This is a genomic window from Sorangium sp. So ce836 (genome assembly GCF_028553905.1).
GTDB classification, from domain to species: domain Bacteria; phylum Myxococcota_A; class Polyangia; order Polyangiales; family Polyangiaceae; genus Sorangium; species Sorangium cellulosum_D.
Window position 1 is genome coordinate 2,918,041 of the sequence record NZ_CP102233.1, and the last position, 13,794, is coordinate 2,931,834.

The following is a 13,794-nucleotide window of genomic DNA, read 5'->3' on the forward strand; positions in this document are numbered from 1 at the left end:
CCCGTGATCTTCGTCGGGCTCTCCCACAAGACCGCGCCCATCGAGGTGCGCGAGCGGCTCGCGATCGGCCGCGATCGGCTCCCCGAGGTGCTCGGCCGCCTCACCGCGCACCCCGCCATCGGGGAGGCGCTCGTGCTCTCCACCTGCAACCGCGTCGAGGTCTACGCCTCGCCGCGGCAGCAGGCGCCCGGGCTGTCCCGCCCCGGCGGCGCCGCGCCGCCGTCCGACGAGGAGCTCGCGGCCGACAACGAGGCGCTGCGCGCCGCCGTCGGGGTCCTCGTCGGCCTCGGCGGCGACGGCGTCCGCGGCCACCTCGCCGGCCGCGTCGGCGGCGATGCCGTCCTCCACCTCTTCCGCGTCGCCGCGTCGCTCGACTCGATGGTCGTCGGCGAGCCGCAGATCCTCGGGCAGATGAAGGAGGCCATCGAGATCGCCCGCGGGGCGAAGGCCCTCGGCGCGCGGCTCGGCCGCGCCGCCCACCGCGCGATCAAGGTCGGCAAGCGCGTGCGCACCGAGACGGCGATCGGCGCGGGCCAGGTCTCGGTCTCCAGCGTCGCCATCGATCTCGCCCGCCAGATCTTCGCGGATCTCGCCGGCCACACGGCGCTGCTCATCGGCGCCGGCGAGATGGCCGAGGCCGCCTCGAAGCTCCTCGTCCGCGCCGGCGCCCGCCTCGTCGTGGTCAACCGGAGCCTGGATCGCGCGGCCGCGCTCGCGCGCGAGGTCGGCGGCGAGCCCCGCCCCTGGGCCGAGCTCGAGCGCGCCGTCATCGACGCCGACATCGTGATCTCGTCGACCTCGAGCCCGAGCTACGTGGTCACGCTCGACCTCGTCCGCCGGGCCCGCAAGGCCAGGAAGGGCCGGAGCCTGTTCCTCATCGACATCGCGGTCCCGCGCGACATCGACCCTGCCGTCAACAAGCTCGACAGCGTCTACCTCTACGACGTCGACGATCTCTCGCAGATCGTGGCGCAGTCGGTCGAGGGGCGCGCCGCCGAGGCGGCGCGGGCCGAGGCGATCGTCGCGGACGAGGCGCACGCCTTCGAGACGTGGACGCTCGAGCGCGCCCTCACGCCCACGATCGTGGGGCTCAGGGCCCGCACGCGCTCCATCCTCGCGGCCGAGGTCGAGCGCAGCCTCGCCGGCAAGCTCCGGCACCTCGGCCCGGCCGAGCGCCAGGCGCTCGCGCTGATGGTCGACGCCGCCACGAACAAGTTGCTCCACGTGCCCACCACCCGCCTCCGCTCCATGGCCGCCGATCCCCGCGTCGCCGAGCACGTCGACTCGCTCCGCGAGCTCTTCGACATCGACGGCGCGCCGGCCGACGGCGCCGCCGCGGTGCTCGCCGAGGGGGAGCTGCGCGGCGCCGCGGAGGGCCCTCCCACGCCGCGGTCCGCCCGCGGGGCAGCGCCGCCCCCCTCCGGCGCGCGCGGCGCCTCGCCGCGGCAGGCCGACCCGCGCCCTCAGGTCGCGGACGACGACGGCCGCTACGCCCGGCAGCCCAGCGCGCGCCCCCAGCCCGCCGAGGCCGGCGTCATGGCCGTCGCGAATCCGGCCGCGGCCGTGCGCGCAGCTGGGTTAAAGGGAGCGTGACCCCATGGAGCTCACCCTCGCCACGCGCCGCTCGGCGCTCGCCCTCGCCCAGTCCCGCGCCTTCGCTCGTTCCCTCGAGGCGGCGGTGCCCGATCTCTCCCTCCGCGAGCTCGAGGTGGTGACCTCGGGCGACAAGACGCAGGATCGCTCGCTCCAGGACATCGGCGGCAAGGGGCTGTTCATCAAGGAGCTCGAGGAGGCGCTGCTCGACCGGCGCGCCGATTTCGCGGTCCACTCGATCAAGGACGTCCCCGCCGAGATCGCCCCGGCGCTGTGCCTCGCCTGCATCCCCGCGCGGGAGGATCCTCGCGACGTGATCGTCACCCGGAGCGGCGCCCCGCTCGCGGAGCTGCCGGCGGGCGCCCGGGTCGGCACCTCGAGCCTCCGCCGGGCGGTCGCGCTGCGCGAGGCGCGCCCGGATCTCGCGATCGAGCCGGTCCGCGGCAACGTCGACACGCGCCTCCGCAAGGTGTTCGACGGGACGTTCGACGCCGTGGTGCTGGCGCTCGCCGGCCTGAAGCGGCTCGGCCTCGCCGATCGCGCGACCGAGGTCCTGTCGCCCGAGGTGTCGCTGCCGGCGATCGGCCAGGGGGCGCTCGGCATCGAGTGCCGCGCCGAGGACGCCGGCGTGCGCGGCGTCCTCTCGGCGCTCTCGGACCGCGAGACCACCGTCTGCGTCACGGCGGAGCGGGCCGTGATGGCGGCCGTGGAAGGCAGCTGCCGGACGCCGGTGGCCGCCTACGCGGTGCGGGACGGCGGCGCGCTCTGGCTGCGGGCGTTCCTCGCCGAGCCCGACGGCTCCCGGCTGCGAAGGGCCGAGCGGCGCCTCCCGTGGCCCGGAGACGAGCGCGAGGCCGCGCGCCTGGGGGAGGACCTCGGGATGGAGCTCAAGAAAGGCTGAGGCGCACGAACCGACGCCGGAATTCCGACGCCCCGGGGCGATTTCGATCGGGAACTCCTGCGGCGGAAATCGTGGGCTCCGCCCAGCCGCGCCGGCGGTCGGCCCCGCGCTTCCCGCGCCGGCGCGCCCGTGCGAGATCGCGCCCGCCGACCTCTCCCGCCGGTCAGCGCTCATGCCGGGCTACGTCGCCCTCGTCCTCCACGCCCACCTGCCGTACGTGCGCCACCCCGAGCACGCGCGCTCGCTGGAGGAGCGCTGGCTCTTCGAGGCGCTCTGGGAGTGCTACCTCCCGCTGCTCGGCGTCCTCGATCGCCTCGCCGCCGATCGCGTCGTCGCCCCGCTGACCCTCTCCGTCTCGCCGCCGCTCCTCGCGATGCTGCGCGACGAGCTGCTCCTCCGCCGGTTCGAGGATCACCTCCGCCGCCTCACCGCGCTCGCCGCCCGGGTCGAGGCCCGCTTCGCCGGGAGCGGCTTCGCGGCGGCCGCCGCGTTCTACCGCGCGCGGCTCGCCGGCGCGGCGAGCGCCTGGGCGGCGCTGGGCGGCGACGTCCCCGGCGCCCTCCTGCGCCACGCCGCGGCGGGCCGCGTCGAGCTCCTCACCACCGCCGCGACGCACGCGTACCTGCCCGGCCTGCTCCCCACGCCGGCGTCGATCCGGGCGCAGATCCGGCTCGGCCGCCGCGCCTTCGCGGCCCTCACGGGCGCGCCCGAACCGCGCGGCTTCTGGCTGCCCGAGTGCGCTTACGCGCCCGGCATCGACGCCGATCTCGCCGCGGCCGGCGTCCGCTTCACCGTGCTCGACGCCCACGCCCTCGCGCTCGCCGCGCCAGCGCCGTCCGCCGGCGCGTCCGTCCCCGTGCGCTCGCCTTCCGGCGTCGCGTGCTTCGGGCGCGATCGCGACAGCGCGCGCGAGGTCTGGTCGCGCGACGCCGGCTACCCGGGCCACCCGGTCTACCGCGAGTTCTACCGCGACGTCGGGCTCGACCTGCCCGAGCGCGAGCTCGACGGGGAGATCGGCCCCGGCGGCGCCCGGCTCATGACCGGCCTCAAGCTCCACCGCGTGACCGGGCCCGGCCCCGACAAGGCGCCTTACGACCCGGCCCGCGCGTCCGCCCAGGCGCGCGCCCACGCCGCGGCGTTCGTGGCCCGCCGCGAGGCCGCGCTCGCGTCGATCTGCGGCGCGCCGGCCCCGCCCGTCCTGGTGGCCCCGTACGACGCCGAGCTCTTCGGCCACTTCTGGCTCGAGGGGCCCGAGTTCCTCGAGCACGCCCTGCGCGGCCTCGCCGCCTCGGATCGCGCCGTCCCCATCGCGCTCGGCGCGTACCTCGAGCGCCACCCGCCCACGGAGGTCGTCGCGCCCGCTGCGTCCACGTGGGGCGAAGGCGGCTTCGGCGCGTTCTGGACCGGCCCGAGCGCGGCGCGCCTGTGGCGGCACGCCCATCACGCCGAGCGCACGGTGCTGCGGGCGCTCTCGCGCTGCCGCGGCGCGGGCGGCCTGCCCGGCCGCGCGCTGGACCAGGCGATCCGCGAGCTCCTCCTCCTCCAGTCGAGCGACTGGGCGTTCATGATGTCCGCCGGCGACATGGTCCCCTACGCGGAGGCGCGCACCCGCGCCCACGCGGCCCGCGCCCGCCGGCTCGCGGGCCTCGCCCAGGAGCCCTCGGCCGCCCCCGCCGACGTCGCCTGGCTCGACGCGCTCTGCGCGCTCGACCCGTTCCTCGCCGAGCTCTCGGGCCCTGCGCTCCAGGACGCCTTCGACCCGTGGCGATGAGCGGCATCTCCACGGCGCTGCCCCGTCTCCGGACATCTCCGGAGGTCAGGCGCTGAACCGCTTTCAGCATCGCGAATACACACACACGAAAATGCGCCTTTGCTGAAATATTCTATGGCGGAATTTGTCGCGACCGCTGGCGGCTTGCTCCGAAGCGCAGCACTCTTGCGCCCCGCGGAGGCCGCGGCGCGCGGCGCTGAGGAGCGCGCATTCGCGCGGCGGCTCACCGTTCCGGCGCCGCCTTTCCGGACGATGACCGGCGATTCACCGCTCGGTTTCATTGCCGATCGTCGGCCGGAGCAACCCCGCGCGCGGCGCGCAGCACGTTTTCCTCGGCCATGGCGGCATAAAGTGCGAGAGGGACGGAGACATTGGCCGGAGCACCCCCTTGATGACCGGCCGGTCAGCACCCTACTGTGGTGCCCGCCAGCTTTGCTCCTGGACCGCACCGGCAGGCGCTGGCAAAGAACCGGGCGGACTCCCCATGACACATCCTCCTTGCGGACCCGAGCGCCGTATCGCTCGACGGGTTTTCGGCGCTCGTAGCGCCGCCTCGAATCACTCCCGCGCCGCCGTCGTCGCGGCGCTCCTCGCTGCGCTCGCGGCGACCACGCTGACCGCCTGCAAGCGCCCGGACGCGGAGGCGAAGCCCGCGCCCGCGCGCGACACCGCCGCGCCTCGCGAGAAGCCCGCCGTGCGCTTCGGGAAGGTGGCCACGCGCGCGCTCCCGCAGACGCTCGACATCAGCGGCACGCTCGTCGCCGACGAGAGCAGCGAGGTGGCGACGCAGGTCGCCGGCTCGGTCGTGAGCGTCGAGGTCGACGTGGGCTCCCGGGTCAAGAAGGGCGACCCGCTGGTCGTGCTCGACGCGCGCAACCTGGCGCTCCAGTCGCAGGCGGCCTCCGCCGCCGTGGCGCAGGCCCGGGCCAAGCTCGCGCTGCAGCAGGGCGCGTCGCCGAAGGACATCGATCCCGACCAGGTGCCGGAGGTCCGGGCCGCGAAGCAGAGCATGGAGCTCGCGAAGGCCGAGGCCGAGCGCGTGAAGCAGCTCTTCGATCAGGGCGCCGTCGCCCAGTCGACCTGGGACGCGGCGCGCACGCAGGCGCAGAACGCGACCGCGCAGTACGAGGCCGCGGTCAACGGCATCCGCGCGACGGTCGCCGCGCTCTCGTCGGCGCAGGCGCAGGCGGGGCTCGCGTCGAAGTCGGTGGCCGACACGACGGTGCGGGCGCCGTTCGACGGCGCCGTCGCCGAGAAGCGGATCAGCGTCGGGGAGTTCGCGAGCCCGGGCCGCGTGGTGGCGGTCGTGGTCCGCGACAACCCGCTGCGGCTCCGCATCGACGTGCCCGAGGCGGACATCGCGAGCATCGAGATCGGCAAGCCGGTCCGCATCTCGGTCGCCGCCTTCCCCAATCGCACGTTCCCGGGCGTCGTGAAGCGCATCGGCGCGAGCCTCAAGGCCTCCTCGCGCACGCTGCCCGTCGAGGCCGAGTTCGACAACAGCGAGGGGAAGCTCCGGCCCGGCCTCTTCGCGCAGGGTCAGCTGGCGCTGACCGGCGAGTCAAAAACGGCGCTCCTCGTGCCCGAGGCGGCGATCGGCACCTCCGGGACGAGCGCGCGCGTGTTCGTGAGGTCCGGCGATCGCGTGACGGAGCGGCTGGTCAAGACCGGCCGCAAGGTCGACGGCCTCGTCGAGGTGATCGGCCCGGTCGCCGACGGGGAAGAGGTCGCGATCGACAACGTGAGCGAGCTGGCGGACGGCATCGAGATCGCGGCGGCGCAGTGAGCCGAGCGCACCGCGCGTCTCATTACTGAAGAAAGGTAGCGACCATGCAATGGCTCGCGGCAATCTGCATCCGTAGGCCGGTGTTCGCGTCGGTGATCGTCCTGCTCCTGACGGTGCTCGGGGCGTTCTCCTACTTCGGCCTCGGCGTGGACCGGTTCCCCAAGGTCGAGTTCCCGTTCATCGTCGTGACGACGGTCCTCCCCGGCGCGGCGCCCGAGGAGGTGGAGACGGAGATCTCCGACAAGATCGAGTCGGCGGTCAACACGATCAGCGGCATCGACGAGCTGCGCTCCGCGTCGGTCGAGGGGCTCAGCCAGGTCATGATCTCCTTCCAGCTCGAGAAGGACGTCGACGTGGCCGCGCAGGAGGTGCGCGACAAGGTCGAGGGCATCCTCGCGGAGCTCCCCGAGGGCATCGATCCGCCGGTCGTGGGCAAGCTGGATCCGGACGCCGCCCCGATCCTCACGCTCGCCGTCTCGTCGCCGAAGGCGAGCGTCCGCGAGGTGACCGAGTTCGCCGACAAGACGCTGCGGCGCGAGCTGGAGTCGCTCGCCGGCGTCGGCCAGGTGCTGGTCATCGGCGGCCGCAGCCGCCAGATCAACATCTGGATCGATCCGGAGAAGCTCGAGAAGTACTCGCTGACGGGTGGCGTGGTGGCCCAGGCGCTGGCGAGCCAGAACGTCGAGATCCCCGCCGGCCGGATCGAGCAAGGGGGCAGGGCGCTCACCCTGCGGACGCGCGGCCGCGTGCAGTCGGTCGAGCAGATGGCGGACATCGTGCTCGCGAGCCGCGACGGTTACTCCGTCCGGCTCGGCGACGTCGCCGAGGTCCAGGACGGCATGGCGGAGCCGGAGTCCGCCGGCTTCCGCGGGCTCGACCCCGCCGTGCTCCTCAGCATCCGCAAGCAGAGCGGGACGAACACCGTCGAGGTCATCGACGGCCTGAAGGCGCGGATCAGCGACGTCGAGAAGCGCCTCCCGCCGGGCTACCAGATCGTCATCGCGCGCGATCAATCGGAGTTCATCAAGAACTCGGTCAACGCCGTCAAGGAGCACCTCGTGCTCGGCGCGCTGCTCGCCGCGATCATCGTCGCGCTGTTCCTCGCGAACGCGCGCAGCACGATGATCTCCGCGATCGCGATCCCGACGAGCATCATCTCCACGTTCGCCCTGATGAGGGTGGCGGGCTTCACGCTCAACGGGATCACGCTCCTCGCCCTGACGCTGGCGGTCGGCATCGTGATCGACGACGCGATCGTCGTCCTCGAGAACTGCTACCGCTGGATCGAGGAGAAGGGCGCGAGCCCGTGGGAGGCGGCGCTCCAGGGCACGCGGGAGATCGGCCCCGCGGTGCTCGCGACGACGCTCTCGCTGGTCGCGGTGTTCCTCCCCGTCGCGTTCATGAGCGGCATCGTCGGCCGCTTCCTGAACTCGTTCGGCCTCACCATGGCGTTCTCGATCCTGGTCTCGCTGATCGTGAGCTTCACCCTGACGCCGATGCTGTCGGCGCGGTGGCTGAAGAAGCCGAACAAGGACGCCTCCCACAGCTCCAAGGAGTCGCGCTTCTACGGGCCGATCGAGCGCGGCTACATGTCGCTCCTCCGCTGGTCGATGGCGCACCGCTGGGTGATCGTGCTCGCCTCGTTCCTGGCCCTGTTCTCGATCCCGGTCCTCGGGGGCCTCGCGAAGTTCAACTTCCTCCCGGTCGAGGACGAGTCGCAGTTCCAGGTCACCATGCGCGCGCCCGAGGGCGTGAGCCTCGACGGGACGCGCGTCATCGCCACGCGGCTCGCCTCGGACATCGAGAAGCTCCCGGGCGTGAGCTACACGCTGACGACGATCGGCGACGATCCGCAGAAGACGCCGAACCTCGCCAACATCTACGTGAAGCTCAAGCCCGTGAGCGAGCGCGAGCTGTCGCAGCAGGACCTCATCGACCGGGCCCGGCGCGAGCTCCAGCCGAAGTTCGACGCGGAGAAGCTCCGCGCGAGCATCGGCGTCGTGCCCGCGTTCTCCGGCGGCCAGAGCGCGCAGATCGCGTACCAGGTGCAGGGCCCCGACCTCCAGAAGATCGGCCAGTACTCCGACGCGCTGCTCCAGAAGCTCAAGGCGATGCCGGGCGTCGTGGATCCGGACACGTCGCTGCTCGTCGGCAAGCCGGAGATCCGGGTGGAGATCGACCGCAAGAAGGCCGCCGATCTCGGCGTCCAGGTCGGCGACGTGGCCAGCACCCTGCGCCTCCTGGTCGGCGGGTACAAGGTGTCGACCTACAACGAGGGCGGGGAGCAGTACGAGGTGCGCGCGCGCGCGCTGCCGAGCTTCCGCTCCGACAAGGAGGGCCTCGCGAAGATCACGGTGCCGTCGACCAAGCTCGGCGCGGTCACGCTCGACAACGTGGTCACGTTCAACGAGGGGACGGGCCCGTCGCGCATCGAGCGGTACAACCGCCAGCGGCAGGTCATGCTGATGGCCAACCTCGAGGCGGGCTACTCGCAGCAGACGGTCGTCCAGGAGCTCGACAAGGCGGTGGCGCAGATGAACCTGGCGCCCGGCTACTCCGCCGGCCCCGTCGGCGCGTCGAAGGAGCTCGCCAAGATGATGAAGAGCTTCCTGGTCGCGCTGCTCCTGTCGTTCGTCTTCATGTACCTCGTGCTCGCAGCGCAGTTCGAGTCGTGGCTGCACCCGATCACGATCCTCCTGTCGCTGCCGCTGACGGTGCCGTTCGCGTTCATCTCGGTCATCATCTTCCGGCAGTCGCTCAACATCTTCTCGCTGCTCGGCATCGTCGTGCTGTTCGGCGTCGTGAAGAAGAACTCGATCCTCCAGATCGATCACACGATCAAGCTGCGCGAGCACGGCTTGTCGCGCGCGCAGGCGATCCTGGAGGCGAACCGCGACCGGCTCCGGCCCATCCTGATGACCACGCTCGCGTTCGTGGCCGGCATGATCCCGCTCGTCGCCTCGAGCGGCGCGGGCTCGGGGACCAACCGCGCGACCGGGTTCGTGATCATCGGCGGGCAGACGATGGCGCTCCTGCTGACGCTGCTCGCGACCCCGGTCGCCTACTCGCTCTTCGACGACGTCTCGTCGTGGCTGAAGCGGGTCCTGCCCTTCATGCGGGGCAACGACGATCCGGAAGCGCCCCGCGGGGCGGGGGAGGGCGGCGTCGCTCCGGCGGGCGACGGGGTCGTCGCGGCGGGCCATCACGGCGCCGCGGCGCGCGCCGCGATCGCGCACGAGGGCGGCCGGCCGGTGGGGGCGCACCTCGACTAGCCGCACTGCCTGGCGGCGCTCGGGGGCCGCGGCGCGCCGCGCCCGGCCCCCGTCGCTGCCGCGACGCGGCGTCGCCACCCCGCGCGGCGCTCCCCGCGACGCGCCGGTCACTGCATGTCGCCGTGCACCTTGCGCAGGATCACATCCAAGAGACCGTCGAACGCGTCGCGCATCGCCCAGGCCTGCGCGGCGTTGTCGTCGAGCCCGGCGGCCTTGCGGCGGCCCTCGGCGAGCGCCTGCCTCGGGCCCCGGCACGAGGGGCCGAGCCGGCGCTCCATGTCGAGCGAGGCGCCCTCGTAGATGTGATAGCAGGACGCGAAATCCCCCTGGTTGTAGAGCGGCGAGCCGACCTGGATGGCGCCGTCCATCGTCCGCGCCAGCACGAGGAGATCCCCCTCGGTGCAGCCGCGGAGGATCGCGATCGCGTGGTGGGGCACCGAGCGCTTGACCGCCGGCAGCGCCTGCTCGTCGTCGGCCGTCTCGGCCGCGAACGTCGAGAGCGGGACCGGGTCGGGGCGCACGAGCAGCAGCTTGAGGTAGTCGGCGGGCACGCCGAAGTTGAGGTTCTGCCCCTGCGTCGCCACCGCGGCGGCGACGCCGATCACCTCGCCGCGCTCGTTGAACAGCGGCCCGCCCGAGGAGCCCGGCGCGATCGGCGCGGAGATCTGCAGCAGCGTCAGCGCGGGATCGACCACGCGGACCGCGCTCACGAGGCCGTTCGACACGGTGTCCGCGAGGCCGAGCGGATGCCCGATCGCGACCACGGGATCGCCCGGGCGCACCGCGCGGCTGTCGCCCAGGGGCAGCAGCGGGAGCTTCCGCGGCGCGTGGATCCGGACGATCGCGAGATCCCGGTCCTCGTCGAACGCGAGCACCTCGAGCACCGGGTGCTCGCTCTGGTCCCAGAGGACGACCTTGAGATCCGGGATGCCGGCGATGACGTGGAAGTTCGTCGCGATCCAGCCGTCCTCGCGGACGAGGAAGCCCGCCCCCAGCGAGCCGTCGCCGCGGATCGTCACGACCGCGGGCGTGGCGCGCGCCGCGATCTGGGCCGGCGTCATCGCGGCGGGCGGGGGCGCCGAGCTCGCCGGGCGGCCTGCTGAGCCGGCGCAGCCGAGCGCCGCGAGCGCCGCCGCGGCGACGAGCCCGGAGAGGCGCGGCCAGCGGGACCGCCGCGGCCGGGGACGCGAGAGAGGGGCGGCGCTCGGGCGCCCGTCGTCGTCGTGGAGCTCGCCTTTCAGGCTGCGGTGGTTCATGTCGCTCCCCGGGGCCGCCCCGTGAGCGGCCTCTCTCCGCAAGCGTAACGAAGACCCGACGGGTCGTCTCGCGTGCACGAAGAAATTCCGGGCGCGGCCGCCTATGCTGTCGCGGTGAGCCAAGACCACGACGCGCGCGATCCTATCTTCGCCCTCAGCGACGAGTTCGTCGCAACCTTCGCCGCACAATGTCCTGCCCACGCCACCCTGGCGGGCATCCCGTGCGACGACGGCGCCTGGAACGACTGGAGCCCGAGCGGCGCCGCGTCCTGGGCCTCGACCGTCGCGTCCTTCGAGGAGAGGCTCCGGGCGCTGCCGCCCCCGGGTCGCGGGCCGGAGGCGCGGTGGGGCCGCCTCGCACGCCGTGTGATGGCCGATTACCTGGACGAGCGGCTCGACGATTTCCGTCACGGCGAGCACCTGCGCGACCTCAACAACATCGAGTCGGCGTTCCAGCACCTCCGGGTGGTCTTCGACCTCATGGACGTGCGCAGCGCGGCCGGCTGGGAGGCCATCGCGTCGCGCCTGGAGGGGCTCCCGCGGGCCTTCGACGGCTACCGGACGTCGCTGGAGGAGGGGCGCCGAACAGGCCAGGTCGTCGCGCGCCGCCAGGTGCGCGCCGTCATCGAGCAGGCGCGCTACCAGGTCGGCGAGGCGTCGTTCTTCCTCACGCTGCCCGCCGCCTACGAGGCGTCCGGCTGCGCCACGGACGCCGGCCGCGCGCGCCTCGCCGCCGGCGTCGCGCGGGCGCGCGCCGCGTTCGGCGCGTTCGCCGATTTCCTGGAGCAGACGTACCTGCCGAGCGCGCGCGCCGCGGACGCCGTGGGCGAGGAGCGTTATCTGCGCATGGCGCGCCGCTTCCTCGGCGCGACCATCGATCCGATCGAGACCTACGCCTGGGGGTGGTCCGAGGTGCACGACATCGAGGCCCGGATGGCGCGCCTCGCCGGCGAGATCCTCCCCGGCGCGTCGCTGCCCGACGTGATCGAGCTGCTCATGACCGAGCCCGCTCGGTGCGCGCACAGCGCCGACGAGTTTCTCCGCCTCGTGTCCGAGCGCCAGCGGAAGGCGCTCGCCGAGCTCGACGGCGTCCATTTCGACATCCCCGAGCCCATCCGCCACATCGAGGTGAAGCTGGCGCCGCCGGGCGGCGCGCTCGGCGCGTACTACATGCCCCCGAGCGACGGCTTCAAGCGGCCCGGCACCGTCTGGTACGCCGCCGGCGACAAGCAGCGGTTCCCGCTCTACGAGGAGATCACCACGGCGTACCACGAGGGCTTCCCCGGCCATCACCTGCAGTGCGCGCTCCAGGTGCACCTCGAGGACCGGCTGAGCCGGCTCCACCGCTTCCTGGTGACGTGCTCCGGCTTCGCCGAGGGGTGGGCGCTCTACGCCGAGCAGCTGATGCACGAGCTCGGCTACTTCGAGCGCCCCGACTACGTGCTCGGGATGCTCGCGGGCAAGCTCACGCGCGCCTACCGCGTCGTCCTCGACATCGGCATGCACCTCGACCTGCCGATCCCCCGGCACGCCCCGCTCCACGCCGGGGAGCCGTGGAGCTACGAGATCGCGGTCGAGTACCTCCACCGCCGCGCCTTCCTCACGCTGGATCTCGCGCACAGCGAGGCGACGCGCTACCTCGGCTGGCCGGGGCAGGCGATCTCGTACAAGGTCGGCGAGCGGGTCGTCCTGGAGCTGCGCGAGGAGCTGCGGCGCCGGCAGGGCGAGGCCTTCGATCTGAAGGCGTTTCACGCCAAGGTGATCGGCTCGGGCTCGGTCGGGCTCGACCACCTGCGCGAGATCGTCCTCGAGGGCACGGAGGACGGGGCGCTGCGCTGAGTCGCGCTCGCCTCGATCGGCTCGACGCGCGGCCGCGCGCGTGCCAATCGAGGCGGGTGAGCTCTCCCCCGGCGAGCGAGATCCCCGAGGCGCGGCCGAGCGGCTCGGACCTGTGCACCGCGTGCGGCCTGTGCTGCACGGGGCTGCTCTTCGACGTCGCGCCGCTCGAGGAGCACGAGCTCCCGCTCGCCGAGAAGCTGCGCCTGCCGCTCGCGTGCAACCAGTACCACGACGCCTTCAGGCTGCCGTGCCCGTGCCACCGCGACCGGAAGTGCACCGTCTACGAGACGCGCTTCTCCGTGTGCAGCAGCTACGAGTGCGGCCTGCTCCGGCGCTGCAAGGCTGGCGAGGTGCCGCTCGGCGAGGCGCTGTCCCGCGTCGAGCGCGTGCTCCGCCTGACGGACGCCGTGCGCCGGCGCGTGCCCCCGCTGGAGCCGTCGCGCCCGCTCTGGGACGAGGCCCGCGAGCACCTCCGCCTGCGCGACGCCGAGGACGCGTCGCCGGCGTGGCGCAGCGAGCGGGAGTCGCTCGTCGCCGCGCTCGCCGAGCTCAGGGCCGCCTGCAGGGAAGGGCTCGATCCGTAGCGCCGGCGGCGCTGGAGACGCCGCCTTCCAGGGGAGAGCGGGGATCGGGCTCCCCGCGGCTCGCGCTGGCTCGAACGCCGATCTGCAGAGTTGCTCCGGGGAGATCTCGCTTCGCCGCGCGCTCGCGCAGAGCGCCGAGACCCGCGATCGGGGCCGCGGCGACTCCCGCGCTGCGCCCCGGTCGAGCGCGGTTCGTCCTCGACTTCGCGCGTCGCGGGCAGGGCCCAGCGGGCTCGTCCGGCCTCCCGGTGGCCAACGCCGCGCCGTATATATGGTCGATGGAACCGAAGATCCGCCGACTGACCAACAAGTATTCCGCCATCACGGCGGTGGTGAGCTTCGTCACGCAGCCCATTCCCGGCGCAGACGAGCTGATCGTGGTTCCCATCCATTACTGCTTTTCCGTGTCGCTGACGCGGGCGCGGGGCGTGCCGCTCCTCAGGGCTCCGTGGCTTCAGGTGAGCAAGATCATCTGGGGCGGAGCGGCAGTGCGGCTCTTCGCCAACTTCACGCTCGGCCTCGTCCCGGTCGCCGGTCTCTTCTCCAACGCGATCACCGCCGTGGCGCTGACCGAGCTCCTGGGCCGTTACCTCGACGGTGCGCTGAGCAGCCCGGCGGCGCCTCCGCCGATCTCCCTGAGGACGATCCGAGACGTGGTGGCGGGCTCGCGCCGAGCGAGGAGATCTCGGCGATCGTGGCCCGCGATCCGTCGGGCCTTCCAGCGGCCTGTCCCCGGGCCGACCCCGGCTTGAGCCGCCGGCGCCCGCGGCGCGGGCCGCCGCGGCCGCCGCG

9 protein-coding genes are annotated in these 13,794 nt (G+C 73.3%); 8 read left to right on the forward strand and 1 reads right to left on the reverse strand.

Annotated features, from left to right (window positions below):
- Positions 1-3 precede the first annotated feature (3 nt).
- From hemA to NQZ70_RS10530, 5 genes are all read left to right on the forward strand, one after another.
- The gene (hemA, locus tag NQZ70_RS10510; RefSeq protein WP_272828181.1) at positions 4-1,593 is read left to right on the forward strand and encodes a glutamyl-tRNA reductase; all 1,590 of its coding nucleotides are present in this window, start codon (positions 4-6) and stop codon (positions 1,591-1,593) included.
- A 4-nt stretch (positions 1,594-1,597) separates the two neighbouring features.
- Positions 1,598-2,494, forward strand: a complete 897-nt coding sequence (gene hemC, locus NQZ70_RS10515) for a hydroxymethylbilane synthase (RefSeq protein WP_129574096.1) — start codon at positions 1,598-1,600, stop codon at positions 2,492-2,494.
- Between the two features lie 172 nt (positions 2,495-2,666).
- A complete protein-coding gene (locus tag NQZ70_RS10520) occupies positions 2,667-4,265 on the forward strand; it encodes a glycoside hydrolase family 57 protein (protein WP_129574097.1) in 1,599 nt (532 codons plus the stop codon).
- 694 nt (positions 4,266-4,959) lie between these two features.
- Entirely contained in the window at positions 4,960-6,051 is a 1,092-nt protein-coding gene (locus NQZ70_RS10525) for an efflux RND transporter periplasmic adaptor subunit (RefSeq protein ID WP_237245210.1), read from the forward strand.
- A gap of 44 nt (positions 6,052-6,095) precedes the next feature.
- Positions 6,096-9,323: an efflux RND transporter permease subunit gene (locus tag NQZ70_RS10530; protein WP_129574098.1), complete on the forward strand. Its 3,228-nt coding sequence runs from the start codon at positions 6,096-6,098 to the stop codon at positions 9,321-9,323.
- A gap of 107 nt (positions 9,324-9,430) precedes the next feature.
- Here NQZ70_RS10530 and NQZ70_RS10535 read toward each other — a convergent pair whose 3' ends face one another.
- Positions 9,431-10,579 carry a S1C family serine protease gene (locus NQZ70_RS10535; protein ID WP_129574099.1) on the reverse strand — a complete coding sequence of 383 codons (1,149 nt, stop codon included), beginning with the start codon at positions 10,577-10,579 and terminating at the stop codon, positions 9,431-9,433.
- 114 nt (positions 10,580-10,693) lie between these two features.
- On the opposite strand from NQZ70_RS10535, the gene NQZ70_RS10540 reads away from it, so the two are divergent.
- The 3 genes from NQZ70_RS10540 (at position 10,694) to NQZ70_RS10550 (ending at position 13,754) form a co-directional block, all read left to right on the forward strand.
- Positions 10,694-12,418 (forward strand): DUF885 domain-containing protein, encoded by a 1,725-nt coding sequence (locus tag NQZ70_RS10540; RefSeq protein ID WP_129574100.1) that lies wholly within the window; start codon positions 10,694-10,696, stop codon positions 12,416-12,418.
- Positions 12,419-12,474: 56 nt separating this feature from the next.
- Positions 12,475-13,002 carry a hypothetical protein gene (locus tag NQZ70_RS10545; protein WP_129574101.1) on the forward strand — a complete coding sequence of 176 codons (528 nt, stop codon included), beginning with the start codon at positions 12,475-12,477 and terminating at the stop codon, positions 13,000-13,002.
- A 278-nt stretch (positions 13,003-13,280) separates the two neighbouring features.
- Positions 13,281-13,754 carry a hypothetical protein gene (locus NQZ70_RS10550; RefSeq protein WP_129574102.1) on the forward strand — a complete coding sequence of 158 codons (474 nt, stop codon included), beginning with the start codon at positions 13,281-13,283 and terminating at the stop codon, positions 13,752-13,754.
- The last annotated feature ends 40 nt before the right edge of the window (positions 13,755-13,794 follow it).

Bases quoted from the DNA above. Each gene is read 5' to 3' on its own strand.
- hemC (WP_129574096.1), top strand. From the start codon at position 1,598: ATGGAGCTCACCCTCGCCACGCGCCGCTCGGCGCTCGCCCTCGCCCAG.
- NQZ70_RS10520 (WP_129574097.1), top strand. From the start codon at position 2,667: ATGCCGGGCTACGTCGCCCTCGTCCTCCACGCCCACCTGCCGTACGTG.
- NQZ70_RS10530 (WP_129574098.1), top strand. From the start codon at position 6,096: ATGCAATGGCTCGCGGCAATCTGCATCCGTAGGCCGGTGTTCGCGTCG.
- NQZ70_RS10535 (WP_129574099.1), bottom strand. From the start codon at position 10,579: ATGAACCACCGCAGCCTGAAAGGCGAGCTCCACGACGACGACGGGCGC.
- NQZ70_RS10550 (WP_129574102.1), top strand. From the start codon at position 13,281: ATGGAACCGAAGATCCGCCGACTGACCAACAAGTATTCCGCCATCACG.